This window comes from Citrobacter cronae (genome assembly GCF_016893685.1).
Taxonomy (GTDB): Bacteria; Pseudomonadota; Gammaproteobacteria; order Enterobacterales; family Enterobacteriaceae; genus Citrobacter; species Citrobacter werkmanii.
This window is the reverse complement of the sequence record NZ_CP069763.1, coordinates 4783686-4810572: the sequence shown is the minus strand read 5'-3', so window position 1 is coordinate 4810572 and position 26887 is coordinate 4783686. Positions and strand designations below refer to the sequence as shown.

The 26887-nt window shown below is 52.9% G+C and carries 24 protein-coding genes and 6 tRNA genes; 15 read left to right on the top strand and 15 right to left on the bottom strand.

Annotation, left to right across the window (positions count from 1 at the left end; translation table 11 throughout):
• Positions 1-86: 86 nt before the first annotated feature.
• Positions 87-971: a LysR family transcriptional regulator gene (locus JSN25_RS20865; RefSeq protein ID WP_204525320.1), complete on the top strand. Its 885-nt coding sequence runs from the start codon at positions 87-89 to the stop codon at positions 969-971.
• 304 nt (positions 972-1275) lie between these two features.
• Here the strand turns inward: JSN25_RS20865 and JSN25_RS20855 are convergent.
• From JSN25_RS20855 to JSN25_RS20840, 4 genes are all read right to left on the bottom strand, one after another.
• Positions 1276-1351, bottom strand: a tRNA-Lys gene (locus tag JSN25_RS20855).
• Between the two features lie 4 nt (positions 1352-1355).
• Positions 1356-1431, bottom strand: a tRNA-Val gene (locus tag JSN25_RS20850).
• Between the two features lie 46 nt (positions 1432-1477).
• Positions 1478-1553, bottom strand: a tRNA-Val gene (locus tag JSN25_RS20845).
• 46 nt (positions 1554-1599) lie between these two features.
• A tRNA-Val gene (locus tag JSN25_RS20840) sits at positions 1600-1675 on the bottom strand.
• A gap of 258 nt (positions 1676-1933) precedes the next feature.
• On the opposite strand from JSN25_RS20840, the gene gltX reads away from it, so the two are divergent.
• Positions 1934-3349, top strand: coding sequence for a glutamate--tRNA ligase (gltX, locus tag JSN25_RS20835; RefSeq protein WP_038642458.1), 1416 nt, complete (start codon positions 1934-1936; stop codon positions 3347-3349).
• Between the two features lie 55 nt (positions 3350-3404).
• Here gltX and JSN25_RS20830 read toward each other — a convergent pair whose 3' ends face one another.
• Together JSN25_RS20830 and JSN25_RS20825 are read right to left on the bottom strand one after the other, a co-directional pair.
• Positions 3405-3797: a MerR family transcriptional regulator gene (locus JSN25_RS20830; RefSeq protein WP_038642449.1), complete on the bottom strand. Its 393-nt coding sequence runs from the start codon at positions 3795-3797 to the stop codon at positions 3405-3407.
• A 1-nt stretch (position 3798) separates the two neighbouring features.
• A complete protein-coding gene (locus tag JSN25_RS20825) occupies positions 3799-4161 on the bottom strand; it encodes a YfeC-like transcriptional regulator (protein ID WP_006683575.1) in 363 nt (120 codons plus the stop codon).
• Positions 4162-4382: 221 nt separating this feature from the next.
• On the opposite strand from JSN25_RS20825, the gene JSN25_RS20820 reads away from it, so the two are divergent.
• Both JSN25_RS20820 and JSN25_RS20815 read left to right on the top strand, forming a co-directional pair.
• A tRNA-Ala gene (locus tag JSN25_RS20820) sits at positions 4383-4458 on the top strand.
• A 42-nt stretch (positions 4459-4500) separates the two neighbouring features.
• Positions 4501-4576: transfer RNA gene (locus tag JSN25_RS20815), tRNA-Ala, on the top strand.
• A gap of 150 nt (positions 4577-4726) precedes the next feature.
• Here the strand turns inward: JSN25_RS20815 and nupC are convergent.
• Positions 4727-5929, bottom strand: coding sequence for a nucleoside permease NupC (gene nupC / locus JSN25_RS20810; RefSeq protein WP_038642445.1), 1203 nt, complete (start codon positions 5927-5929; stop codon positions 4727-4729).
• Positions 5930-6202: 273 nt separating this feature from the next.
• On the opposite strand from nupC, the gene JSN25_RS22525 reads away from it, so the two are divergent.
• Entirely contained in the window at positions 6203-6277 is a 75-nt protein-coding gene (locus JSN25_RS22525; protein ID WP_422678879.1) for a hypothetical protein, read from the top strand.
• On the top strand, positions 6274-7512 hold the full coding sequence (locus JSN25_RS20805) for an Nramp family divalent metal transporter (protein ID WP_038642443.1): 1239 nt from the start codon (positions 6274-6276) through the stop codon (positions 7510-7512). Before JSN25_RS22525 ends, JSN25_RS20805 begins: the two co-directional genes overlap by 4 nt.
• A 32-nt stretch (positions 7513-7544) precedes the next feature.
• Here the strand turns inward: JSN25_RS20805 and ypeC are convergent, their stop codons facing one another.
• A complete protein-coding gene (ypeC, locus tag JSN25_RS20800) occupies positions 7545-7871 on the bottom strand; it encodes a DUF2502 domain-containing protein YpeC (RefSeq protein WP_003834889.1) in 327 nt (108 codons plus the stop codon).
• Positions 7872-8008: 137 nt separating this feature from the next.
• Positions 8009-8998, bottom strand: coding sequence for an L-glyceraldehyde 3-phosphate reductase (gene mgrA / locus JSN25_RS20795; RefSeq protein WP_204525319.1), 990 nt, complete (start codon positions 8996-8998; stop codon positions 8009-8011).
• A gap of 184 nt (positions 8999-9182) precedes the next feature.
• Here mgrA and JSN25_RS20790 point away from each other — a divergent pair, with 184 nt between their 5' ends.
• On the top strand, positions 9183-10835 hold the full coding sequence (locus JSN25_RS20790; protein WP_204525318.1) for an alpha-keto acid decarboxylase family protein: 1653 nt from the start codon (positions 9183-9185) through the stop codon (positions 10833-10835).
• Here the strand turns inward: JSN25_RS20790 and JSN25_RS20785 are convergent, their stop codons facing one another.
• Positions 10836-12071, bottom strand: coding sequence for an ion channel protein (locus tag JSN25_RS20785; protein ID WP_085047780.1), 1236 nt, complete (start codon positions 12069-12071; stop codon positions 10836-10838).
• Between the two features lie 204 nt (positions 12072-12275).
• On the opposite strand from JSN25_RS20785, the gene glk reads away from it, so the two are divergent.
• The 6 genes from glk to ptsP all read left to right on the top strand — a co-directional run bounded on the left by glk (position 12276) and on the right by ptsP (position 20452).
• Complete coding sequence (gene glk, locus JSN25_RS20780) at positions 12276-13241, top strand: glucokinase (RefSeq protein ID WP_042306971.1); 966 nt, start codon at positions 12276-12278, stop codon at positions 13239-13241.
• A gap of 954 nt (positions 13242-14195) precedes the next feature.
• A complete protein-coding gene (locus tag JSN25_RS20775) occupies positions 14196-14522 on the top strand; it encodes a PTS fructose transporter subunit IIB (RefSeq protein ID WP_003028254.1) in 327 nt (108 codons plus the stop codon).
• A 20-nt stretch (positions 14523-14542) separates the two neighbouring features.
• Positions 14543-15790 (top strand): PTS fructose transporter subunit IIC, encoded by a 1248-nt coding sequence (locus tag JSN25_RS20770; protein WP_038642433.1) that lies wholly within the window; start codon positions 14543-14545, stop codon positions 15788-15790.
• Between the two features lie 17 nt (positions 15791-15807).
• Positions 15808-16893: an aminopeptidase gene (gene ypdF / locus JSN25_RS20765; protein WP_204525317.1), complete on the top strand. Its 1086-nt coding sequence runs from the start codon at positions 15808-15810 to the stop codon at positions 16891-16893.
• Positions 16893-17933: an aminopeptidase gene (gene ypdE / locus JSN25_RS20760; RefSeq protein WP_150345272.1), complete on the top strand. Its 1041-nt coding sequence runs from the start codon at positions 16893-16895 to the stop codon at positions 17931-17933. The genes ypdF and ypdE overlap by 1 nt, the downstream gene beginning before the upstream one ends.
• Before the next feature lie 23 nt (positions 17934-17956).
• Positions 17957-20452: a phosphoenolpyruvate--protein phosphotransferase gene (ptsP, locus tag JSN25_RS20755; RefSeq protein ID WP_204525316.1), complete on the top strand. Its 2496-nt coding sequence runs from the start codon at positions 17957-17959 to the stop codon at positions 20450-20452.
• 77 nt (positions 20453-20529) lie between these two features.
• Here the strand turns inward: ptsP and JSN25_RS20750 are convergent, their stop codons facing one another.
• From JSN25_RS20750 to JSN25_RS20735, 4 genes are all read right to left on the bottom strand, one after another.
• The gene (locus JSN25_RS20750; RefSeq protein ID WP_071888160.1) at positions 20530-20718 is read right to left on the bottom strand and encodes a hypothetical protein; all 189 of its coding nucleotides are present in this window, start codon (positions 20716-20718) and stop codon (positions 20530-20532) included.
• Positions 20719-20819: 101 nt separating this feature from the next.
• Positions 20820-21683: an AraC family transcriptional regulator gene (locus tag JSN25_RS20745; RefSeq protein WP_038642425.1), complete on the bottom strand. Its 864-nt coding sequence runs from the start codon at positions 21681-21683 to the stop codon at positions 20820-20822.
• A 15-nt stretch (positions 21684-21698) separates the two neighbouring features.
• Positions 21699-22433: a two-component system response regulator YpdB gene (ypdB, locus tag JSN25_RS20740; RefSeq protein ID WP_085047785.1), complete on the bottom strand. Its 735-nt coding sequence runs from the start codon at positions 22431-22433 to the stop codon at positions 21699-21701.
• A gap of 14 nt (positions 22434-22447) precedes the next feature.
• Positions 22448-24145, bottom strand: a complete 1698-nt coding sequence (locus JSN25_RS20735) for a sensor histidine kinase (protein WP_071888159.1) — start codon at positions 24143-24145, stop codon at positions 22448-22450.
• 386 nt (positions 24146-24531) lie between these two features.
• Here JSN25_RS20735 and alaC point away from each other — a divergent pair, with 386 nt between their 5' ends.
• Positions 24532-25770 carry an alanine transaminase gene (gene alaC / locus JSN25_RS20730; RefSeq protein WP_042306985.1) on the top strand — a complete coding sequence of 413 codons (1239 nt, stop codon included), beginning with the start codon at positions 24532-24534 and terminating at the stop codon, positions 25768-25770.
• 67 nt (positions 25771-25837) lie between these two features.
• On the opposite strand, the gene ypdK is transcribed toward alaC, so the two are convergent.
• Positions 25838-25909: a membrane protein YpdK gene (gene ypdK / locus JSN25_RS20725; RefSeq protein WP_010723117.1), complete on the bottom strand. Its 72-nt coding sequence runs from the start codon at positions 25907-25909 to the stop codon at positions 25838-25840.
• Positions 25910-26251: 342 nt separating this feature from the next.
• On the opposite strand from ypdK, the gene JSN25_RS20720 reads away from it, so the two are divergent.
• The gene (locus tag JSN25_RS20720; RefSeq protein ID WP_204525315.1) at positions 26252-26866 is read left to right on the top strand and encodes a lysozyme inhibitor LprI family protein; all 615 of its coding nucleotides are present in this window, start codon (positions 26252-26254) and stop codon (positions 26864-26866) included.
• The last annotated feature ends 21 nt before the right edge of the window (positions 26867-26887 follow it).

Here is a 26887-nt window from a genome sequence, read left to right as displayed (position 1 = left end):
CGGGGACTGATACCCGCCGTTTCATTTTCCGCGATGCAATGTGGTAACTTTGCGCATTATCCTTTGTCCTCAGGAGCGCATTATCCATGGAACGCACGCACCGTATCGATCTGAAGTTACTGCGTTATTTTCTTGCTGTCGCAGAAGAACTGCATTTTGGACGCGCTGCTGCTCGCCTGAATATGTCGCAACCGCCGCTCAGTACGCATATTAAAGAGCTGGAACAACAACTCGGTACTTTGCTGTTTATCCGACATTCCCGCAGTGTAGCCTTAACACATGCCGGAAAAATTTTGATGGAAGAGTCGCGCCGATTGCTATCCAGTGCGAATCAGGCGCTGGCGAGGGTAGAGCAAATTGGTCGCGGCGACGCAGGGCGGATTGAGCTCGGTGTTATCGGTACGGCGATGTGGGGAAAAATGCGTCCAGTGATGCGGCGTTTCTTAAAAGATAACCCTAACGTTGAGGTGCTGTTTCGCGAGAATATGCCTGCTATGCAGATGACGATGCTGGAGCGACGTGAGTTGGATGCGGGAATTTGGCGGATGGCGACAGAACCTTCGTCTGGATTCACCAGCCTACGTTTGCACGAATCCTCTTTTCTGGTGGCGATGCCAGAAGAGCATCCCCTGGCAGAACTTGCCGCGATACCATTGGAAGCGTTGCGGAACGAATATTTTGTCACAATGCCCTCCATTCATACCGACTGGGCATTTTTACAGCGCGTTTGCCAAAGCGCCGGATTTTCACCAATGATTATTCGCGAGCTGAAGGAGCCGCAAACGGTGTTGGCGATGATCAGTATGGGGGTTGGAATTACGTTGATTGCAGACAGTTATGCGCAAATGAGCTGGCCGGGTGTGGTGTTCCGTCCGTTAGAGGAGCGTATTCCGGCGGATTTGTATATTGTGTATGACCAGCAGCAGGCAACGCCCGCGCTGGAGAAACTGGTGGCGGCGTTGATGGTATGATGTTTGCGCCGGATGGCGACTAACGTCTTATCCGGCCTACGCGTGCGGTATTGCCTGTAGGCCTGATAAGCGCAGCGCATCAGGTAAGCAGATTCGAATTTTTCATATCGCAGATAGCAAAAAGGCGCCGCCAGCGCCCTTTTTACATTGGTGGGTCGTGCTGGATGACTTGCTTCGCTCGCCCTTCGGGCCGTCGCCGTAAACGGCTCCGTTGTCTCACTACGTTCGACCCGAACCTGCTGCAGGTTCGAATCGTTGAATTTTGCGCATAGCAAAAAGGCGCCTTTAGGGCGCCTTTTTACATTGGTGGGTCGTGCAGGATTCGAACCTGCGACCAATTGATTAAAAGTCAACTGCTCTACCAACTGAGCTAACGACCCGAAGTGGTGGGTGATGACGGGATCGAACCGCCGACCCCCTCCTTGTAAGGGAGGTGCTCTCCCAGCTGAGCTAATCACCCACTTCGGTACTTCATATTTTAACAAGAAATCCAGCTGGCGAGAAAGTGGTGGGTGATGACGGGATCGAACCGCCGACCCCCTCCTTGTAAGGGAGGTGCTCTCCCAGCTGAGCTAATCACCCACTTCTCAATTTCTTGTTTTACACGGCGGAGACTACATAAAGTAGTTGGTGGGTGATGACGGGTTCGAACCGCCGACCCCCTCCTTGTAAGGGAGGTGCTCTCCCAGCTGAGCTAATCACCCCCGCTGTGTGGAGTCGCATTATAGGGAGAGTTGAAAATGAGTCAACGCATTTTCTAAAGAAATTGTTCGTTCGTCGTAAATTTAAACAAAACGATCGCAAAACAATCCATGCAGCATGATTTGTATACGAAAATGGCAAAGCGTGATGTTCCAACCCGATCAACATTGAGGAATCAGACCACAGTGATAGAATACGAGCCTGATAATCTTCCCTGGATTTGCCGGTTGTCGGCATCTTTATAAACGTAAGGCCATTTCATGAAAATCAAAACTCGCTTCGCGCCAAGCCCGACAGGTTACCTGCACGTCGGCGGTGCGCGCACTGCTCTTTATTCCTGGCTTTTTGCACGTAACCATGGCGGTGAGTTTGTGCTGCGTATTGAAGACACCGATCTCGAACGCTCCACGCCGGAAGCTATTGAAGCCATTATGGATGGTATGAACTGGCTGAATCTGGAATGGGATGAAGGCCCGTACTTCCAGACCAAACGTTTTGATCGCTACAACGCTGTTATTGATGAAATGCTGGAAGCAGGCACCGCATATAAGTGCTACTGCTCCAAAGAGCGTCTGGATGCGCTGCGCGAAGAGCAGATGGCGAACGGTGAGAAGCCGCGTTACGACGGCCGCTGCCGCCACGGTCATGAGCACCATGCCGCCGATGAACCGTGCGTGGTGCGTTTTGCCAACCCGCAGGACGGTTCCGTTATTTTTGACGATCAGATCCGTGGGCCGATCGAATTCAGCAACCAGGAGCTGGACGATCTGATCATCCGCCGTACCGACGGCTCCCCAACCTACAACTTCTGCGTGGTTGTCGATGACTGGGATATGGAAATCACTCACGTTATTCGTGGCGAAGACCATATCAACAACACCCCGCGTCAGATCAATATCCTGAAAGCGCTGAATGCGCCGGTGCCGGTTTACGCGCACGTGTCGATGATCAACGGCGACGACGGTAAAAAACTCTCTAAACGTCACGGTGCGGTCAGCGTGATGCAATACCGCGATGACGGCTATCTGCCGGAAGCGCTGCTGAACTATCTGGTGCGCCTGGGCTGGTCCAGCGGCGATCAGGAAATCTTCACCCGTGAAGAGATGATTAAACTGTTCTCCCTCGGTGCGGTGAGCAAGTCTGCGAGCGCGTTCAACACTGAAAAATTGCAGTGGCTGAACCATCACTACATTAATGCGCTGGCACCGGAATATGTGGCAACGCATCTGCAGTGGCACATTGAGCAGGAAAATATCGATACTCGCGTTGGGCCTCAACTGTCTGAGCTGGTGAAACTGCTGGGCGAGCGTTGCAAGACGCTGAAAGAAATGGCGCAGAGCTGTCGCTACTTCTATGAAGACTTTGCTGAGTTCGACGCTGACGCGGCGAAGAAACACCTGCGTCCGGTTGCGCGTCAGCCGCTGGAAGTGGTTCGCGACAAACTGGCCGCCATTACTGAATGGACGGCAGAAAACGTCCACCACGCGATTCAGGCAACCGCTGATGAGCTGGAAGTGGGTATGGGTAAAGTTGGGATGCCGCTGCGCGTCGCGGTAACCGGCGCGGGTCAGTCCCCGGCGTTAGACGTCACGGTGCATGCGATTGGTAAATCCCGCAGCGTTGAGCGTATTAACAAAGCACTGGCGTTTATTGCAGAGCGTGAAAGTCAGCAGTAATTCTGGCTAATTGTTGACACAACGGCAGGATGCGCTCCTGCCGTTTTTTTACCTGTTATTCAGACTCATCAATGCCCAGACGGATAAGGAAATTACGAATCCCTTCGCGCGAGATATACATCGCCAGCTTTTCTTGTTCCGTTGGCGACATATTGTCCAGTGCGCTGATTATCTGGCGACAGGCATGGCTGCGCACTACATGGGTGTATTCTGCCAGCGGTTCTTCAGCCTGATAAAACTCAGGAGCTTTGCGAAAAGCGGGAACGTTGAGCAGAAACGTGCGGACACCGGAGTCAATATGAATAAGTCTCGCACGACCACCTTTAACGCCGGGAAATTTTTCGGTGGTCCAGTTTTGCTCTCTGATCCAACGATTGACGGTTTGTTTGGCTACCCCGAGACATTCCGCCAGCTCTTCGGTCGTCATTTTGCTGCGTAATTTTTTCATATTATTTGTTTTCGCGGATCCCTAAGCGTTGTAATAAACCCGTAATGCCTTCACGCAGGATCAATGACGTAAACATTTTCTGTTCTGACGGCGTCATCTCTTTGGCGAGTCTAATCAGCAGCGCCTCAATCGAAGTATCACCGGATAACGATAAGTTATCTGATAAACCTTCGGCTGAACGTTCAGCGCTGCGAATGTATTCACGAACTTGTTCGGTGACGTGAACCAGACGGGCTTTACCGCCCTGAACGCCTGGTTTTGGTGATGTAGCCCAACCTTCCTTGCGCACCCATTTATTGATGGTCTGTCGGCTGTATCCGGTCAGATTAGCAAGCTCTTCTGGCGTCATCCGTTCCTTGAACATAACGATTCCCTGAGTAGTCGTGGGGTTAATTAGTGGCTCATTTTATAGCACCATTTTAGTAGAAACCGTGACGCGTTTAACTACTGAATGCGAGTTGTTACGCAATGTTCTTCATTTGACTGCTTTTTCAGCGATTGAATTCTATGAGTTAATTTTGCCGTTGACACACGCGAAGGGAATTCATATGATGCCGCCCGTCAACTCGACAAGCTTTACGTGACGGGGCTATAGCTCAGCTGGGAGAGCGCTTGCATGGCATGCAAGAGGTCAGCGGTTCGATCCCGCTTAGCTCCACCAAATTTAATCCCAATAAATTTGGTCTGTACGTAAAAGCATCGTGGGGCTATAGCTCAGCTGGGAGAGCGCTTGCATGGCATGCAAGAGGTCAGCGGTTCGATCCCGCTTAGCTCCACCAAAATTTAAACCCTCGCTGAAAAGCGGGGGTTTTTTGTTTTTACATCCTGCCAGTTCTCACCTTATATTTCTTTGGTTTGCTGAATAACACGCATAAAAAAACCGGGGAGAAAAACCTCCCCGGTCTTAACACGACAATGTTGTCTTAGGCTTACAGTACCAGTGCTGCGATGGATGCAGACAGTACGCTCACCAGCGTAGAGCCGTACACCAGCTTCAGACCAAAGCGGGAAACCACGTTACCTTGTTCTTCGTTCAGGCCTTTAATCGCGCCGGCGATAATCCCGATGGAAGAGAAGTTAGCGAAGGAGACCAGGAACACAGAGATGATGCCTTCAGCGCGTGGAGAGAGCGTAGAGGCGATTTTCTGCAGATCCATCATCGCGACGAATTCGTTAGAAACCAGTTTGGTTGCCATGATACTGCCCACCTGCAACGCTTCGCTGGACGGTACACCCATTACCCATGCAACCGGGTAGAAGATGTAGCCCAGGATGCCCTGGAAGGAGATGCTGTAGCCAAACCAACCGGTCACGGTAGCGAACAGGGCGTTCAGGGCGGCGATCAGCGCGATGAAACCAATCAGCATGGCTGCAACGATAATTGCCACTTTGAAACCTGCCAGGATGTATTCACCCAGCATTTCGAAGAAGCTCTGGCCTTCGTGCAGGTTAGACATCTGAATGTTTTCTTCGCTGGCATCAACGGTGTAGGGGTTGATCAGCGACAAGACGATAAAGGTGCTGAACATGTTCAGAACCAGCGCAGCAACCACGTATTTCGGCTCCAGCATGGTCATATACGCGCCGACGATAGACATGGAAACCGTCGACATCGCTGTTGCAGCCATGGTGTACATACGGTTGCGGGACATTTTGCCGAGAATATCTTTATAGGCGATAAAGTTCTCGGACTGACCCAGGATCAGGGAGCTGACGGCGTTAAAGGATTCCAGCTTACCCATACCGTTGACTTTAGATAACAGGAAACCAATCGCGCGGATGACAATTGGCAGAACGCGGATATGCTGCAAAATACCAATCAGCGCGGAAATGAAGACGATCGGGCAAAGCACTTTCAGGAAGAAGAATGCCAGGCCTTTGTCGTTCATGCTGCCGAAGACAAAGTTTGTCCCTTCATTAGCGAATCCGAGCAGTTTCTCAAACATCTCGGAGAAGCCTCTCACGAAGCCCAGACCGACATCAGAGTTCAGGAAGAACCATGCCAGTAACACTTCAATAACAAGCAGTTGAATAACATAACGAATGCGGATTTTTTTACGGTCACTGCTTACCAGCAGTGCGAGTACCGCAACCACGGCAAGGGCCAGGACAAAATGAAGAACGCGGTCCATATTTGCTCCAAATATGAGGCAGGTTTAGTTTTCGTGCACATTCTATGTAACAACCATAAAGAAAACGAGATCAAACACACACTATAATAAGGACCTGTGACGAGATTCAAAATTAGTGATCGGCGATACACTTCTGTTATGTTGAGTAGGGAAGTGAAAAGTTATGTCATTGTGCTAATCTAATAACAATAATTAAACATCTCACCGGTATTTCCAGAATCTTTATCGATCCATAGACAATCGCTATCAGAGAAATCAACTTCACCCATTAAAATGAATTTGATAATCATTCTCAATGGGCGTAGCTTGAAATATAGCAAAGGCTATGTTTCTGGGGCACTAAAATGACGAACGATCGCGTTGAGAGTAGCAGTGGACGGGCAGCGCGCAAGTTGAAGCTCGCATTAATGGGACCTGCGTTCATCGCGGCGATCGGTTATATCGATCCAGGTAACTTTGCCACCAATATCCAGGCAGGGGCCAGCTTTGGTTATAAATTGCTGTGGGTGGTGGTCTGGGCAAACCTGATGGCGATGCTGATTCAGGTGCTGTCGGCAAAACTGGGTATTGCCACCGGTAAAAACCTGGCAGAGCAAATTCGCGATCATTATCCTCGCCCGGTGGTGTGGTTTTACTGGGTGCAGGCTGAAATTATCGCCATGGCGACCGACCTTGCTGAGTTTATTGGCGCTGCGATTGGTTTCAAACTGATCCTGGGCGTTTCGTTATTGCAGGGGGCCGTGCTTACCGGCATCGCGACATTCTTAATTTTGATGCTGCAGCGCCGCGGGCAAAAGCCGCTGGAAAAAGTCATTGGCGGCCTGCTGCTGTTTGTGGCCGCGGCTTACATTGTGGAACTGATCTTTTCCCAACCGAACTTCGCGCAGCTTAGCAAGGGGATGATTATTCCCAGTCTGCCCAATTCGGAGGCTGTGTTCCTGGCCGCAGGCGTACTTGGCGCGACCATCATGCCGCACGTCATTTATCTGCACTCTTCCTTAACCCAGCATCTGCACGGCGGAACGCGCCAACAGCGCTATACGGCCACCAAATGGGATGTGGCTATCGCCATGACGATTGCCGGATTTGTAAACCTGGCGATGATGGCGACAGCTGCCGCCGCATTTCATTTTAGCGGGCATACCGGTATCGCCGATCTCGATCAAGCGTACCTGACCCTTGAACCGCTGTTGAGCCATGCGGCGGCGACGGTGTTTGGTTTAAGCCTGGTGGCTGCGGGACTGTCTTCTACTGTGGTCGGCACGCTGGCGGGGCAGGTGGTGATGCAGGGATTCATCCGCTTTCATATCCCATTATGGGTACGCCGTACTGTCACCATGATGCCATCATTTATTGTGATTCTGATGGGGCTGGATCCGACCCGTATTCTGGTGATGAGCCAGGTGTTGCTCAGTTTCGGGATTGCCCTTGCGCTGGTGCCGCTACTGATCTTTACCAGCAACGGCACATTGATGGGGGATTTGGTTAACACCGCCTGGGTCAAATACATTGGCTGGATGATTGTGGTGTTAGTGGTCGCGCTCAATATCTGGCTACTGGTGGGAACCGCGCTGGGTTTGTAAAAACAAAAGAGCCCGCAGGCTCTTTTGTTACATTAATGATGATGTTTGTGACCGCGCCCGCGACCGCGATGGTCGTCACGGTCATTCCAGCCTTCGCGATAGCCGCGCTCATAAGCTTTACGTTTATCCCAGCCACGATGATAGCCGTTGTCATGACGCCACCAACGATTTTTGCGCCACTCATAGTTATGATGCCAGTAATCCCGGTCGCGCCAGCGGCCGCCATCCCAGTAGTTACCGTAATTATCGCGATCGCCAATTTGCAATTTTATTGATGGCAGCAGGGTGATTTCGCCAGCGTTCGCGGCCAGCGGGGTAAAAGCCAATAAGACTGCCGCCAGAATCAGTGACCTGAACATGTTTACTCTCCTTCACGATCGAGCCGTAGCCGGCCTGTTAACGTAATATTACGGGGCAGTAAAGCCCCGTTTCATCGCCTTAACTCTTAAATCGCGAGCGAGAGCACTTTTTGTTAATAAATGTGTCTTTATTTCAATCAGCTCAGAATGGCATCAATCTCAGCGCACTCTTCGGCAGAGAAATGCCGGTTTGCCAGCATGCCAACGGCGTCTTCAATTTGCGCGGGTTTACTGGCGCCTATCAGCACGGAGGTGACCTTGTCTTCCCGTAATACCCACGCGAGCGCCATTTGAGAAAGTTTTTGTCCCCGGCGCTCTGCGAGCGCGTTCAGCGCACGGACCTTTTCCAGTTTTTGTGGCGTTAACTGGTCCGGGTTAAGAAAACGGCTGGAGCTTGCCGCGCGCGAGTCCGCAGGAATACCGTTCAGGTAGCGGTCGGTTAATTGCCCACCCGCCAGCGGTGAGAAGGCGATACTGCCAACACCCTTTTCCTGTAACAGCGACAGCAGGCCACTTTCGACCCAACGTTCAAACAGGGAATATTTAGGCTGGTGGATAAGGCAGGGGGTGCCTAAATCGTCGAGTATTTCAATCGCCTGCCTGGCAAGCTCAGCCGGATAGTTAGACAGCCCGACGTACAGCGCTTTCCCCTGACGGACAATATGATCCAGCGCGCGCATGGTTTCTCTGAGCGGCGTTTCAGGATCGGGCCGGTGATGATAGAAGATATCAACATACTCCAGCCCCAGGCGTTTGAGGCTTTGATCGAGGCTGGCAATCAGGTACTTGCGCGATCCCCAGTCGCCGTAGGGCCCTTCCCACATGGTGTAGCCCGCTTTGGTGGAGATGATCAGCTCATCCCGCCACGGTAAAAAATCTTCCTGCAGAATGCGGCCAAAATTTCGCTCCGCTGAGCCCGGCGGCGGGCCATAGTTATTCGCCAGGTCAAAATGAGTAATTCCCAGATCGAATGCGCGCTGTAACAGCGCCCGACTGTTCTCTACCTGCGTGGCATCACCAAAATTATGCCACAAACCCAAAGAGACAATCGGCAACCTGAGGCCGCTCTGGCCGCAGCGGCGATACTCCATTGTTTGATAGCGATTTTCATCAGCCTGATAAACCATGTAGCCTCCTGTTGGATAACGTGTGTCATTGAGTGTATACGTTTACACAAAGCAGACTGTAATGAATTTTTAATCGTCAAAACTGTACATCTTGCTTTCCACCCCCTYCACAACAACTCTCCTGGACAGTCATCACAGTTCTTCGATACTCAACATTGAGGTTACCGTCAGAAGGATAGCTGTCATGCAAACCCAATATTCCGTTGCTGATTATCTGCTGGACAGGCTGGCAGGCTGTGGCGTCGGCCACCTCTTTGGTGTGCCTGGCGATTATAATTTGCAGTTTCTTGACCACGTGATTGAACATCCCAGCGTACGTTGGGTCGGGTGTGCGAACGAATTAAATGCGGCTTATGCTGCGGATGGCTATGCCCGGGTGGCAGGGGCGGGAGCTTTGCTCACCACGTTTGGCGTGGGAGAGTTAAGTGCGATCAACGGTATCGCGGGAAGCTATGCGGAATATGTTCCCGTTCTGCATATTGTCGGCGCGCCCTGTCGCGGTGCGCAGCGTCGTGGGGAACTGATGCATCACACCCTTGGCGACGGTGACTTTCAGCATTTTTACCGTATGCAGCAGGCTGTAACGACGGCCAGCGCAGTGCTGGATGAACAAAACGCCTGCTATGAAATTGATCGCGTGCTACGGGCGATGTTAACTGAGCGCAGGCCGGGCTATCTGATGTTGCCTGCTGATGTGGCAAAACAGCCCGCCACGCCGCCGAATGACGCCCTGATTATTCCTCTGAGCGAACCGGAAAGCAGCGTGGCGGAAGCGTTTCGCTATTATGCCCGCGAGCGGCTATTGGACAGTCCGCGCGTAGCGCTGCTGGGCGACTTTCTCGCGCAGCGTTTTGGCTTACAGCCTGTATTGCAGCGTTGGATGGCGGAAACGCCGATGGCTCACGCCACGCTGTTGATGGGGAAAGGGTTATTTGATGAGCGTCACCCGGCGTTTGTCGGTACGTACAGCGCCGGAGCCAGTAGCGACTATGTGCGCCAGGCCATTGAAGATGCCGATACGATTATTTGCGTCGGTACACAATTTGTCGACACCCTGACCGCTGGGTTTACGCAACGGTTACCACCGGAGCGCACGATTGACGTTCAGCCCCATGCGTCACGTGTTGGTACCCAATGGTTTAACGTTCCGATGGAACAGGCCGTCACTACGTTACGCGAGTTGTGTCTGGAGATGTCGTTTTCACTGCCGCCCGAACGCCCGCCAGTTGGGCGTATCCAGGTTGAGAAGGGGCTGCTGACCCAGGAAAATTTCTGGCAAACGGTGCAACACTATCTGGCGCCGGATGACATCATCCTCGTCGACCAGGGAACGGCGGCATTTGGTGCGGCAGCGCTCTCGCTACCCAGCGGTGCGGAAGTCCTGGTCCAACCGCTGTGGGGTTCCATCGGCTACGCGCTCCCGGCGGCATTTGGCGCGCAAACGGCCTGCCCGGACCGCCGGGTGATCCTGATTATTGGCGATGGTGCAGCGCAACTCACTATCCAGGAACTGGGCTCTATGCTCAGGGACGGGCAATCACCGGTGATTTTACTGCTTAACAATGACGGCTATACCGTGGAGAGGGCCATTCACGGGGCAAATCAGCGTTATAACGACATCGCCGGATGGAACTGGACGCTGGTGCCGCAGGCGTTAAGTCATGAATGTCAGGCGGAATGCTGGCGAGTGAAGCAGGCGGTCCAACTGGAGGAAGTGCTGGCCCGGCTGTCCCGTCCACAACGGTTGTCATTAATTGAAGTGGTGCTACCGAAAGCCGATCTTCCTGAGTTATTGCGCACGGTGACCCGTGCGCTGGAATCTCGCAACGGAGGATAGCTACTCCTCGGGACGGCTGGCGATCATCATTGGTTTTCCGGCCAATAAAAGCCAGGCAGGGAGCATAACGACGCAAAGCAGCGGCAGCAGAGTGGTGTCTGGCACCACGACTGCCGCCATAAACAGGCTCAGCCACGCGTCGCGGGTAACGACCAGCACCAGCCCGAGAATCGCGCAGGAGACCGTGATGGCTGCCGGAACGGCTTCAACATGGGCGTGCAGCATCAGACCCAGCGCGACACCCACGAAGACCGCCGGAAAAATTCGCCCGCCGCGAAAACCGCTCGCTGCGGCGACCACCAATGCCGCCAGTTTGATCACGGCAAGCAGCAAATAATCCGTTGTCCCCAGCGTCTGGCTAAACGCCATTTGCTGCATTTCATCCAGTCCCTTAAATAAGGTAAGCGGTCCGCCAATTACACCCAAAATACCGAGAATAAAACCACCAACCCCAAGGATCAGTACCGGGTGTTTAAGCCGATGCATTAAATGATGCAAGCGCGGTAGACACCAGACGGCCACCATGCCCGCGGCAATGGCGATAGCAGCAACGACCGCACCGCTGAGGATATCGATCAGATGCATTTGCGTATAGTGCGCGATGGGCAATGAAAAATGGGGATGAAAGAACAGGCTGGTGGTCAGTGAACCTGCGGCGGCGGCCATTAACGGCGCAAACAGGCGATCCCATAAAGGAACATCGTTCGAGCTATTCAGCGTTTGCGAAAACACCAACGCGGCGGCCACGGGAGTACCAAATAACGCCCCGATGGTGCCGGCAGAGGCGAGAATGGTCCAGTCCAGCTTAGCAATGCGCGGAAAGAGGCGGCTGCCAAGCGCCACTGCGAGGGCGATATTCACGGTCATGATGGGATGTTCCGGCCCTAAACTGACGCCGCCCGCCAGACCGAGGATTAGCGCCGCCAGCAGGCCTGGCAGCGCCGAAACGGCCACCGGCATTCCGATTAACGGTTCACAAGCCGGATCCGGACCAGCGTGGCCCCGGCTGTAGCGGATGACAAGCCCGACCATCAGTCCGGTTAACGTGAGCATACCGATGATCCACAGCGGAGAGTCTTGGGCAATTCCGATGCTAATCGGCAGACGCTCCCATAAAAATTGCTGTAAAACGGAAGCGACTTTCATCACAACGATCAACACCAGGCTGGACGCTATGCCAATGATTATCGCGGGAGTTGATAGCAAGAGCATCGTTCTGGCTCGCGGATGGAGCATTTTCAATTCCTTCAAACAGAGTCATAGATATAGTTTGCACAGCCTGCGCGACCGCATCGCTGCAAATGGTGCTGAAACGATAAAGTAATTGTGTGATCTGGATCGATTTTCTACGGGCATCAGCCTTCAGGCCGTTGTTGTTATGCCCCCATGAATTTACAGTGTGGCAAAGATTTATTCTGACTTTAGCGGAGCAGTGGAAGAATGACAAAATATGCTTTAGTAGGTGATGTTGGCGGCACCAACGCACGTCTTGCTCTGTGCGACATTGCCAGTGGCGAGATATCGCAGGCAAAAACCTATTCCGGGCTGGATTACCCCAGTCTGGAGGCTGTGGTGCGCGTGTACCTGGATGAGCATAGCGTCAGCGTCGAAGATGGTTGCATTGCCATTGCCTGTCCGATCACCGGCGACTGGGTGGCAATGACCAACCATACCTGGGCATTCTCTATTGCTGAGATGAAAAAAAATCTGGGCTTTAGCCATCTGGAAATCATTAATGATTTCACCGCCGTGTCGATGGCAATCCCTATGCTGAAAAAAGATCATTTGATCCAGTTTGGCGGCGCGGAACCTGTCGAAGGTAAACCGATTGCGGTGTATGGCGCGGGAACTGGCCTCGGCGTGGCGCATCTGGTGCACGTTGATAAACGCTGGGTAAGTCTGCCGGGTGAAGGCGGGCATGTGGATTTTGCGCCTAACAGCGAAGAAGAGGGGATTATCCTTGAGGTTCTGCGTGCGGAAATCGGTCATGTTTCTGCTGAGCGTGTGCTCTCAGGACCCGGACTGGTGAACCTGTATCGCGCCATCGTCAAATCAGACGGCCGCCTGCCGGAAAATCTGCAGCCGAAGGATATCACCGCCCGTGCGCTGGAAGATTCCTGTATCGACTGCCGCCGCGCGCTGTCGCTGTTCTGTGTGATCATGGGCCGCTTTGGCGGCGATCTGGCGTTAACGCTGGGCACATTTGGCGGCGTGTACATCGCTGGCGGGATCGTGCCGCGCTTCCTTGAATTCTTTAAAGCTTCCGGTTTCCGCGGTGGGTTTGAAGATAAAGGACGTTTTAAAGCCTACGTTCAGGATATTCCGGTGTATCTGATTGTGCATGATAATCCGGGCCTGCTTGGTTCTGGCGCACATCTGCGTCAGACGCTGGGGCATATTTTGTAAGGCCAATGTCGGATGGTATTTAGCAATCATCCGGCCTGTATTCCCACTAAACCGCGCTTCTGACGTAATGACGATCAGTTAACGACGAGCAATCGTCGTAACTATAGCTAAGAGCGGCATATCCGGAGGTAATGAATTTGTTGCCCCCGGTATTTGTTACGTTCACCTTATGTTTTTCACTTCTCTGAAACGATTACTCCCAGTGAACGTGTTAAGGGTACTATCGCCGTACCCTTAACAATCCCGGCTCCCGGCGGGAAAATTGCCACTTCGTGGTTCCCTCCGCTTATTCCTCCAGGCTACCGGGCCGGGCGCGAGGTAGCGTCCTTGCAAAGCGCGCCCTGAGCCAGCATCCATGCTGGCTCTCCCGGCCTTACGGAAACACGTCGGCAATTTTCAGCCGGACCAGCCCACACCTGACCATTTGCGTTTTTTGTTTAAACAGCAAAACAGATTTAACTGGAAGTCAGAGCGTTGAAGCGATGACTCMGGTCCGGCTGAAAATCGATGAGTCGTTGACGGCTGAYCGGGKCTGYCCGCAGGGATGCGGGCAGAGGGGATGGCCTGCAGGGACGCAGGCTCGGCCCCGACCCGACAGGCAGACGGCATAAGACGAATAACTCGCGCAGCGACGATTTTCCCGCCGGGAGCCTGGGTTGCAAGGGAGGCGGCGGTGAGCCTCCCTTGCACGTTCACGGGTACCTGTGCTTCAGAAAAGTGAAAAGCTGAAGTGAACGGAACCCTGAGTCGCAATCACATGTTCTCCATAATGATTAACTGACAAGCATTACGCTTCTGACGCGGTTTTTTTATGCCTGCCGCCCAGCTTTCCGACCTTCGTCACACTTCCTGATTACTGGATTATATGTCCAGTAAAAGCATTATTTGTCTGATAACGGTCGCTACTTGCCTCGGACCATAATTTCTCTCGTTAACTATTACGAGGAAATGAATATGAGCAAAAAATTGATTGCTGTTTGTGCGTGCCCAATGGGGCTGGCTCACACCTTTATGGCGGCGCAGGCGCTGGAAGAAGCGGCGGTTGAAGCCGGTTATGAAGTGAAAATCGAAACTCAGGGCGCTGACGGAATTCAAAATCGACTGACGGCGCAGGATATCGCTGAGGCGACGTTAATCATCCATTCAGTTGCCGTTACCCCGGAAGATAACGAGCGTTTCGAGTCGCGTGACGTCTACGAAATTACGCTACAGGACGCGATAAAAAATGCGGCCGGGATCATTAAAGAGATCGAAGAGATGGTTGCCGCTGAACAACAATAATCATCGACAGGGAACTACGTATGGCCATTAAAAAACGCAGTGCAACCGTTGTGCCAGGCGCATCTGGTGCGACAGCGGCAATAAAAAATCCACCGGCCTCCCGCAACAGCTTCTGGGGCGAACTTCCGCAACATGTGATGTCGGGTATTTCACGCATGGTGCCGACATTGATTATGGGCGGGGTAATTCTCGCCTTCTCGCAACTGATCGCTTATAGCTGGCTCGATATTCCTGCTGACACGGGCATCATGGATGCGTTGAACAGCGGAAAATTTACCGGTTTTAATCTCTCATTACTGAAGTTTGCCTGGTTGTCGCAATCTTTTGGCGGCGTGCTGTTTGGTTTTGCTATTCCGATGTTTGCCGCGTTCGTTGCCAATTCGATTGGCGGCAAACTGGCGTTTCCGGCGGGGTTCATCGGTGGGCTGATGTCTACTCAGCCTACCCAGATGCTGAATTTTGACCCATCGACGCTGCAATGGGTAACCAGTGCTCCCGTGCCTTCCACCTTTATTGGCGCGCTCATTATCTCGATCGTTGCCGGATATCTGGTGAAGTGGATGAACCAAAAAATTCAGCTCCCTGATTTCCTGCTGGCGTTCAAAACCACCTTTTTGCTACCCATTCTTTCCGCCATTTTCGTCATGCTGGCGATGTATTACGTAATCACGCCGTTTGGCGGCTGGATCAACGGTGGAATTCGTACTCTGCTGACCGCAGCAGGAGAGAAAGGGACGCTGATGTATGCGATGGGGATTTCCGCGGCAACGGCCATCGACCTCGGGGGGCCGATTAATAAAGCCGCTGGATTTGTCGCCTTCAGCTTTACCACCGATCACGTTCTGCCGGTCACCGCGCGCTCTATTGCGATTGTGATTCCGCCGATTGGTCTCGGGCTGGCAACGCTGCTTGACCGCCGCTTAACGGGGAAACGTCTGTTCAGCGCCCAGCTCTACCCGCAGGGAAAAACGGCAATGTTCCTCGCATTTATGGGCATCAGCGAAGGGGCTATCCCGTTTGCGCTGGAAAGCCCCATCACGGCAATTCCCTCTTACATGGTTGGCGCCATTGTCGGATCGACGGCTGCCGTCTGGCTGGGTGCGGTGCAATGGTTCCCTGAGTCGGCTATCTGGGCATGGCCGCTGGTGACCAATCTCGGTGTCTATATGGCAGGGATCCTGTTAGGTGCGGTGATTACGGCGCTGATGGTGGTGTTCCTGCGCCATCTGATGTACCGCAAAGGCAAATTGCTGATTGAAAGCCTCTGATCAAAAGGATTGTAACCATGAGCTTACTTGCCTCGCTGCGTAACTGGTTAACGGCGCAACATCTCGATGCGATGCTGCTGTCATCGCGGCAGAATAAACAGCCACATATGGGGATCTCCAGCAGTTCAGGGTATGTGTTTATCAGCCATGAAAGCGCGCATATCCTGGTCGATGCCCGTTATTACACTGATGTCGCTACGCGTCCCCAGGGCTACCAGATCCATCTCCTCGATGGCACACAGACGCTGTATTCGCGGGTGAATCACATCATTGCTGACGAAAAGCTGCAGATGGTGGGGTTCGAAGGCGAGCAGGTAAGCTGGGAAACGGCACAGGCCTGGGCAGGCAAACTGCATGGACGGCTGGTCAGCGCCGTGCCGGACGTGCTTCGGCAGGTGAAAACGGCCCAGGAAATAGCCTGTATCCGTGAAGCCTGTCGGATTGCCGACCTCAGCGCTGAACATATACGGCGTTTTATTCAACCCGGTCTGAGTGAGCGCGAGATTGCCGCCGAACTGGAGTGGTTTATGCGCACGCTTGGCGCAGACAAAGCTTCTTTTGACACCATTGTCGCCAGCGGCTGGCGCGGGGCGCTGCCGCATGGCAAAGCCAGCGATAAACGGGTTGCAGCAGGTGAATTCATTACGCTGGATTTTGGCGCACAGTATCAAGGGTATTGTTCGGATATGACGCGAACGTTTCGCATACCTGACGCCAGGCAACCAGCAGAAGACAGTGCGCTATTTTCGATTTATCAGGTTGTCCTGGAAGCGCAACTGGCGGCGGTAGCGGCAATTCGACCTGGCGCGCGTTGCAATGAGGTGGACGCCGCAGCCAGGCAAGTTATTACACAGGCGGGCTATGGTAATGCGTTTGGTCACAATACCGGACACGCTATCGGCATTGAAGTCCATGAGAACCCACGTTTTTCCCCTACCGATGAGACGCCTCTGGCGGCGGGAATGCTGCTCACCGTTGAACCAGGTATTTATCTGCCGGGGCAGGGCGGAGTGCGTATCGAGGACGTGGTGCTGGTTACGCCAGACGGCGGCGAGGTGCTCTACACCATGGCGAAAACATTGTTACACACGGGAGAGGCGTGATGGACTTATCGCTACTGAAGGCGCTGAGCGAGGCTGATGCGATCGCCTCCTCAGAACAGGAGGTGCGACAGATCTTGCTCGAAGAAGCAGATCGTCTGCACAAAGAAGTGCGCTTCGATGGGTTGGGATCGGTGTTGATCCGCCTGAATGAATCAACCGGTCCGAAGGTAATGATCTGCGCGCATATGGATGAAGTGGGATTTATTGTGCGCAGTATTTCCAGGGAAGGGGCGATCGATGTCTTGCCGGTGGGAAATGTGCGTATGGCGGCCAGACAGTTGCAGCCAGTGCGGATTACCACCCGCGAAGAGAGCAAAATCCCGGGGCTGCTCGACGGAGATCGCAGTGGCAATGAGGTGAATGCGCTGCGGGTGGATATTGGCGCGCGGTCTTATGACGAAGTACTTCAGGCCGGCGTGTGTCCAGGCGATCGCGTCACCTTTGACACGACTTTTCAGGTTTTGCCGCACCAACGCGTCATGGGCAAAGCCTTTGATGACCGACTTGGATGTTATTTGCTGATCGCGCTGCTGCGCGAATGGCATAACGCCATCCTTCCTTGCGAGGTGTGGCTGGTGGCCAGTTCCAGTGAAGAAGTGGGACTGCGCGGAGGGCAAACGGCAGCGCGTGCGGTTGCGCCCGATGTGGCGATCGTGCTGGATACAGCCTGCTGGGCGAAAAATTTTGATTATGGCGCGGCCAACCACCGACAGCTCGGCAAAGGCCCGATGCTGGTGCTGAGCGATAAATCGCTGATTGCGCCGCCAAAGCTGACGGCATGGATTGAAAGTGTAGCCACTGATGCGGGCATCCCGTTACAGCTCGATATGTTCAGTAATGGCGGCACAGACGGCGGGGCCGTACACGTCAGCGGAACGGGGATCCCGACGGTTGTTATGGGGCCAGCTACGCGGTATGGGCACTGTGCGGCATCAATTGCCGACTGTCGTGACATCATCCAGACGCAGCAGTTGCTGTCGGCGCTTATTTCACATCTTACGTGCGAAACCGTGGCTCATCTGACGGACTTCAGGTGCTGATTTCGCGCTAATCAGGAGTTGTTATGCTAACGATTCAATTTCTTTGCCCGTTACCCAATGGACTGCATGCGCGTCCAGCATGGGAGCTGAAAGAGCAGTGCAGCCAGTGGCAAAGTGAGGTGATGTTTTTCAACCATCGTCAAAACGCCAAAGCGGATGCGAAAAGCTCGCTGGCGCTGATTGGCACCGGGACGCTGTTTAATGACAGCTGTAGCTTAACCATCACCGGTCAGGATGAAGAGCAGGCCAGGCGGGTTCTGGAGGAGTACATTCAGCAGCGGTTTATCGACAGCGACAGCGTTCAGCCAGGGGCGGCGGAACTGGCGGCGCATCCGTTGCCGCGTTCGCTGATTCGGCTCAACCCGGATTTGCTGTATGGCACTGTGTTGGCAGGCGGCGTGGGGGCAGGTCAGCTCACGCTGTGGCAGAGTGATAATCTGGAGAGCTATCGCGCGATTGCGGCGAGTGCGGAAGACAACGCCAGGCTGGAGCACAGTCTGGCGACGCTGGCGGAGCTGCTCAATCAGCAACTGCGTGAGCGCGATGGTGAGAGTAAAACCATTCTCAGCGCGCATCTGTCTCTGATTCAGGACGACGAGTTTGCCGGGAATATTCGCCGCTTAATGCTGGAGCAGCATCTGGGGCTGGGGGAGGCGATTATTACCAATATGGAGCAAGTATGCGACAAGCTGTCGGCTTCCGGCAGCGATTACCTGCGTGAACGCGTCAGCGACATCCGTGATATCAGCGAACAATTGCTACATATTACGTGGCCTGAAAAGCGGCCGCGCCATGCGCTGGTGCTGGAAAAACCAACGATTCTGGTGGCTGAAGATCTGACGCCCAGTCAGTTTTTGAGTCTCGATTTGCAGCATCTGTCAGGCATGATCCTTGAGAAAACAGGGCGCACCTCGCATACGCTGATCCTCGCTCGGGCGTCGGCGATTCCGGTGCTTAGCGGCTTGCCGCTGGCAGCGATTAGCCGCTATGCCGGGCAACCCGCAGTCCTGGATGCCCGATGTGGGGTCCTGGCCATTAATCCAGACGAGGCGGTTCGCGGCTACTATGCGATTGCGCAGAAGCTGGCTGACGAATGCCAGCGTCGGCAAGCGCTTGACGCCGCCCAGCCCGCGTTAACCAAAGACAATCAACGAATTGACGTCGCAGCGAATATTGGCACCGCGCTGGAAGCGCCGGGAGCGTTTGCCAATGGCGCGGAAGGGATCGGGTTGTTTCGCACAGAAATGCTGTTTATGGATCGCGACAGCGCTCCTGACGAGCAGGAACAGTTTGAGGCCTACCAGCAGGTGTTGTTGGCCGCAGGCGACAAGCCAGTTATCTTTCGCACGATGGATATTGGTGGCGATAAGAACATCCGCTATCTCAATATTCCGCAAGAAGAGAACCCATTCCTGGGCTATCGTGCGGTGCGGATTTATCCTGAGTTTGCCGGACTGTTTCGCACGCAGTTGCGCGCCATTTTACGCGCGGCGACCTTCGGTAATGCGCAGTTGATGATCCCAATGGTGCATAGCCTCGACCAGATTTTATGGGTAAAAAGCGAATTGCAAAAAGCGCTGGTGGAGCTGAAAGCAGAGGGTTTACGTCATGCTCCGACAATTTCATTGGGCATTATGGTTGAAGTACCTTCGGTGTGTTACATCATCGACCACTTCTGCGATGAGGTGGATTTCTTCAGCATTGGTTCCAATGACATGACCCAGTATCTGTACGCTGTCGATCGCAATAATCCTCGCGTGTCGCCACTGTACAACCCGATTACGCCCTCGTTCTTGCGGATGTTGCAGCAGATTGTTCGCGTGGCGCACGAACGTGGTAAATGGGTGGGCATTTGCGGAGAACTGGGCGGCGAAGGACGTTACTTGCCGCTGCTGTTGGGCTTAGGGCTTGACGAACTAAGTATGAGCAGCCCACGGATTCCGGCAGTGAAAAGCCAGCTTCGTCAACTGGACTGCCAGGCGTGTCGCGAACTCGCTATGCAGGCCTGCGAGTGTCGCAGCGCTCAGGAGATTGAAGATCTGCTGAACCAGTTTGCGCCACAGAAAGAGGTGCGGCCGCTACTGGCGCTGGAGAATATTTTTGTTGGTGAGCCCCTTACCAACAAAGAGCAGGCGATCCAGTTCTTATGTGGCAATCTTGGGGTAAATGGACGCACCGAACATCCGTTTGAGCTGGAGGAAGATGTCTGGCAGCGTGAAGAGATAGTCACTACCTCCGTAGGTTTCGGGGTTGCTATCCCACATACTAAATCCCAGTGGATCAGCCATTCCAGTATCAGTATTGCCCGGCTTGCTCAGCCGATAGACTGGCAGTCCGAGATGGGCGACGTTGAACTGGTGATCATGCTGACGCTAGGCGCCGATGAAGGCATTAACCACGTGAAGGTCTTCTCGCAGCTGGCGCGTAAGCTGGTGAACAAGCAGTTCCGCCAGTCGTTGTTTGCCGCTACCGATGCCGAAAGCATTCTGGCGCTGCTGGAGGCGGAACTGACGTTTTAAATTCTACAGAGAGGAACGCTTTCCAGCCTGCAGCGAGGCGCTTGCAGGCTGCGTAAACGCTTCTGATAGAGAAATTATTAATTTATGGTGTGTTGAATCGGCAGTTTCCCGGCCCTTAATAACGTCATCTCTTGTTTGCAGAGCAGTACTACCGCCTGACGACCTTTTACGCGTCGGGCGGTGAGCGCTCTTTTCACGGTCCGACGATCCGCACCTGATTCCAGCATCTGAAGACACATCAGGGAAAGTGCACGTCTGTTTTTCATCGAATATTCACTTTGTTGAGTCAGTCTGCACGTTATGTGCGAAGGGGCATTATTTTACAACGATATAAGTGGATATGACTAACGCGTTGGTGTTGTCTCAATCAACGTGCTGACTGAAAACGCGCGCCGTACTCGCCCGGCGTCAGGCCAAACTGACGGCGGAACAGGCGGCAAAAATAATCACTGTCCTGATACCCGCAACGCTGTGCGACTTCGCTAATCGACAGATGATATTTCTGTAAGATGATGCGCGCCTTCGCCATTCTCACCCACCGCACGTACTCGACAAATCCCATGGTGCCATGCTGGGTAAATATTTTTGATAAGTGATTCGGCGTGATATTAAAAAACTGCGCTACGTTTTCCCGGCTCAGCGATTGGGCATAGTTGTCCTGGACCCAATTACATATGCTGTGATAGAGAAATTCAGAGCGCGGGCGCGCTATATCAGGCCGGGTGTTGACCACGCTGCGGCACAGGTGCAGCAGACTCAGCACCAGCGGTTGAATAATATCCTGGGCCTGAGGTGAGCGGCTTAAATGGGTCAATGCGGTAAGCATCGCCTCGCCTTCACCGCGTTGCGGATGTGGTAACTCAATGCGACGTACGGGACGTAACAGCGATGCGGTTCGGTTGTCGTAAAAAGAGAGGCCCAACCAGGCCGGAGAAAATACCAGGCTCAAGAGCATCACCGGTTTATCGTTGCCTGGTAAATTCGCCGCTTTCGCCGGGATGAACAACATGTCGCCTTCCGCCAGGCTGTGCTGCTGCTTTTCCAGTTGGTTGCTGTACTCTCCGCGCAGCACGATATCCAGGCGGGGCAGGTCAATACATAAACTGCCGGTCGGTAATGTGGTTCGCGGCGTAGCGAACCATACGCGCCCCAGACGCTGCGGATTTAACACCAGGCCGCTGAACAGATCGGCAAAAAACTGTTGGTCGGCGGGCAGGCCTGGCTCTTTCATTGCTCTTTCTCTGCGCTATAAGTGCATTAACTGTCTGAACTCTTTCACTTTACTCCGACTCACCGGGATTTCAAATTCCAGGTCTTTTAAGCGCAGAATGTAGGTGTTGTTAAACCAGGGTTCGATCTCGCGAATTTTATTCAAATTCACACAGAATGAGCGGTGGCAGCGGAAGAAATGTGAAGCAGGCAGTTTGCTGCAAAATTCGGTGATGTTCATTGGCATCACATACGACTCGCGCCGGGTATAGACGAAGGTCATCTTTTCATGGGCTTCAGCGTAGTAGATGTCGTTGATCGGGGTTACGATGATCCGCTCATCTTTAATCAGGTTGATCGTATCGTTTTCACGGATCACCGGGCTGGCTGGCGAGGTTCCCGCTTGCTGCTGTTGCCAGGCGGCCTCCAGCTTTTGCAGCATGCCGACAATGCGCGATTCCTGATACGGTTTCAGAATATAGTCAAAAGCTTCCAGTTCGAAAGCTTCAACAGCGTGCTCTTTCCACGCGGTAATAAACACAATAAAGGGCTTATGCGCGAACTGGCTGATGTTTTGCGCCAACAGTACACCATCCAGCGAGGGAATATTGATATCCAGAAAAATAGCGTCAACGCGGTTGTGCTGGAGATATTTCAGCACGTCAAGACCGTCGTCAAATGTGCCGACAATCTCCATCTGGCTGTGCTCTTTTATCAGCCAGCTTAGTTCCTGTTGGGCCAGGAATTCATCTTCGACAATGATGACTTTCACGACTTCACTCCCGGTTAAAGCAATAATGTGGCCGGTGCGGCTGCGGGCGAGTGCTGATTAGGCACATAAAAGGCAATCTCTGTGCCCGGCTCCAGACGGCGGATCAGTAATCCTTCGCCATAGAGCAGCTTAACGCGATGATGGACATTCAACAGGCCAATTTTATTACCCGGCATTTCATTGGATTCGACCCGCTCAATCACTTTCGGATCGATCCCATGACCGGTGTCCCGCACGGCAATTCGTACCCGATTTCCGCACTCTGCAACGCTGATGGTCACCACGCCTTTCCCTTTGCAGGGTTGAATACCATGAACAATGGCGTTCTCGACAAGCGGCTGAATCAGCAGGCTGGGAATATAACAGCTTACCTCTTCATCAATATCATAAATAACCGTCAGCTTGTCGCCAAAACGGGCCTGTTCGATGGCGATGTAATCCTTGATTTGGTACAGCTCTTTCTTGATGTCGATCTGCTCATCATCTTTTAATTCAATATTATAGCGAAGATAACGCGACAAATTAAAAATGAGCTGGCGCGCGGTATCCGGGTTAAGTCGCACCGACGACGAAATAGCGTTCAGGGCGTTAAACAGGAAATGAGGATTTATTTTACTCTGCAGTGCCCGCAGTTCTGCCTTATTTGCCATTTCGCGTAGCTGTTCCGCCCGAGAAACCTCAAGCTGAGTCGAGATAATTTGCGACAGGCCGATGGCCATTTCCTGTAGCGAGGAGGTGATCTGGTGAGCGTGACAGTAGTAGATCTTCAGCGTGCCGGTGACAACGCCTTTCTCCCAAAGCGGGATCACCAGCATGGAGTGTATTTCCGGTGTCCGATGTGCTTCATCATTGTTTTTTATGATGATTTTTCCGTAATTGATCGCCTGTCGCGTGGTCGGGCTGACGAAGTCATCGTTATCGCGGTAATTCAGTTCACCCACGCCAACGTAGGCCAGAACGTGCTGGGTATTGGTAATCGCGACGGCGTCTGCATGGATGTCATGGCGAATAATTTCACACACCTGGCGGAGCGACTCGCTGTTGACGTGACGGAAAAGCGGCAGAGTTTTGTTGGCGATATCCAGTGCCAGCTTGGCCTGTTTCGCGGCGCTGGCTTCTTTCTCGCCCTCCACGCTTTGAACCAGCATGACGATAAAACCAATACAGACGCTGCCCAGGATCATCGGGATACCGATTTTCGAGACGATATCCAGCCCCAGCGCGGTCGTAGGTGCCCAGGCAACGACGAGGATCATGGTCAGGGATTCGCACAGCATTCCGCCTAAAATACCTGCGCGCCAGTGTTGCGCTTTGGGGATCTTACGGTTGATCCACCCGGCAATGCAGCCTGCCAGAATACTGGTAATAAAGCAGGGTAGGGCGGTTACGCCGCCAATATCAATCAGGTAGCGGTGGGTGCCGGCGATGAGTCCCGTAATGATGCCGACCCACGGACCGAACAAAATTCCCCCTGACATGACCGCGATAATACGTACGTTTACCAGTGAGCCTTCAACCGGTACGCCGGACCAGGTACTGAACAGGGCAAACATCGAGAAAATCGCGGTGACGGCGAGCAACTCTTTCGGGGAGTGAGCTGACTTGTGCAACAGTTCGCGAAACAGGCGGATACGAATCAGGAAAAACAGACAAAACAGCATCAGCGCTGCCCGGTCAAATACCGCCAGCAGCATATTAAATATTTCGTGCACGGGTGACTCTTGCGCAGGGGTTAAACCTCTATGATAGGCAACCTGAGTCTGGATGACCAGCGCCCGCGCAGCCTGCGGCTAATGAGGAAAAACCTTAATATTAAAAGGGGATTGTTGCATTGTTGTTGTATTTACAATACCTGTCTTCTAAGCGCAAAGATCAAGGTAATGTTTTCAACAACAAAATGTTAAATGATGGTAATTTTTAGCGGTGTGTGAAAATGAATATTTCCTCATTTTTTTTGCCTGTTCCTCATTTGTGTCGAAAAAAATATTTTGTTTTGCCTCTCGACAGAAGGAAATTATTCAGGCTATTTTCTAAACGTGCCACCATCGTGGCAGCGTCGCTCGGACGGTCCGGGCGCTAACGTTAATCTGAGGATATTATGGCTGACTCCCGCCCTGAACGTCGCTTTACGCGTATTGATCGCCTTCCCCCTTACGTTTTTAACATTACCGCTGAACTGAAGATGGCTGCGCGTCGGCGCGGCGAAGATATTATCGATTTCAGTATGGGGAACCCGGATGGGGCCACGCCTCCTCACATTGTTGAAAAACTGTGTACCGTGGCGCAGCGCCCGGACACGCATGGCTATTCCACGTCTCGCGGCATTCCGCGTCTGCGTCGGGCGATTTCCCGCTGGTATCAGGAACGCTATGACGTTGAAATTGATCCCGAATCCGAAGCGATTGTGACTATTGGTTCCAAAGAGGGACTGGCGCACCTGATGCTGGCAACGCTCGATCATGGTGATACGGTTCTCGTACCCAACCCGAGCTATCCGATCCATATTTATGGCGCGGTGATTGCCGGGGCGCAGGTACGGTCAGTGCCGCTGGTTGAAGGTGTCGATTTCTTTAATGAGCTGGAGCGCGCGATCCGTGAAAGCTACCCGAAACCGAAGATGATGATCTTAGGTTTCCCGTCCAACCCGACAGCACAGTGCGTCGAGCTGGAATTTTTCGAAAAAGTCGTCGCGCTGGCTAAACGCTATGACGTGCTGGTGGTTCACGATCTCGCCTATGCCGATATCGTTTACGATGGCTGGAAAGCGCCATCGATTATGCAAGTACCTGGCGCTCGTGATGTCGCGGTTGAATTTTTCACCCTGTCGAAAAGCTACAACATGGCGGGCTGGCGTATCGGTTTTATGGTTGGCAATAAAACGCTGGTCAACGCGCTGGCACGCATCAAGAGTTATCACGATTACGGGACGTTTACACCGTTGCAGGTTGCGGCAATCGCGGCGCTGGAAGGCGATCAGCAATGCGTACGGGATATTGCCGAGCAGTATAAACGCCGTCGCGATGTGCTGGTTAAAGGACTGCATGAGGCCGGTTGGATGGTTGAGATGCCAAAGGCCTCAATGTACGTTTGGGCGAAAATTCCTGAGCAATATGCCGCGATGGGGTCACTTGAGTTTGCCAAGAAACTGCTGAACGAAGCGAAAGTATGCGTTTCGCCGGGGATTGGCTTTGGTGATTATGGCGATACGCACGTGCGTTTTGCCTTAATTGAAAACCGTGACCGTACCCGCCAGGCGATCCGCGGCATCAAAGCGATGTTCCGCGCAGATGGCTTACTGCCTGCCAGTGCGAAATCGGCTATTGAAAGTACCGACTAACCGATCGTGAGATCTCCAAAAGCAAACAGGAGCCTGATGGCTCCTGTTTTTTTGCTGCGTCTTTTATTTAGATCATCAGGGCGAACGTACCGGCCCAAACGATGACCATAAAAGAAATGCCCATAAAGAAATATTTCACTTTTCATCTCTCCGCGTACCTGGGTACGTCTGAATGAACATATGCTTACCTGACAGAGAGCTGATGCACGCGCAAACGAAATGGAGAATATCCCTCGTTTGCCTGGCGGCATCACCTCAGAATTCTGAGCTTTAGTGCTCCAGACGGCGCTAATGTACGCCTAAAAATGAGGTGAGACAAGAGGCATTTTTCTATTTAATTTTAATAACTTACAAGTGTCGTGATTCGGCGACAGTTTAATTTCTGCCGGTAATAAATTGCTATTGAGCGACGTAATGATTAGTCGGAGAATTCTCATATCACCATAGTATGAATGCGGTTAATTTTTCGCGGAATTCAATAATGAAAAGGTTAAAAATGACCAGATTAATGATGTTAGCACTCGTTCTTACGCCAGTGACGTCGATGGCGGCCTCACCGTTGGCGTTTAATTTCAGCTGCGCAAGTATTGGTGGTGTGAATAGTGATGGTAAAGGTAACGTTTGGATTGACGGTGCCAAGGCGACCGTAAAGAGCTTCAATGAAAACTACTGGGAAGCCAAAAGCGGCAAAAACACGCTTTCCATCTCCCGTAAAGATGACGGCAACCCGGAAGTTTCATGGTCAGGGCCAAATCGTAAGCACGGAATTTGTCAGCCTGAAGACAATATTGACTACGCCCCGGTGGAAAAATCGCCCCACAGCGGTCCTTCTTTCTCCTGCTCAGCGGTGGCAAAGGGAAGTATTGAAGAGGTTATTTGCCAGAGCCCATCACTCTCCGCGCTGGATGTTAAGTTGAACGGGGTCTACAAACAGGCGTTGGTTAAATCGAAAAATAACCCAACGCTGAAAGCGGAGCAGCGCGGCTGGGTTAAAGGACGAAACGAGTGCTGGAAAGAGCAGGATAAACCAGCCTGTATTGCTCGTAACTACAATGAGCGCATGACTGAACTACAGAACGAGTGGGGCGTTAAGTAATTCAGCCACAGACAAAAAGAA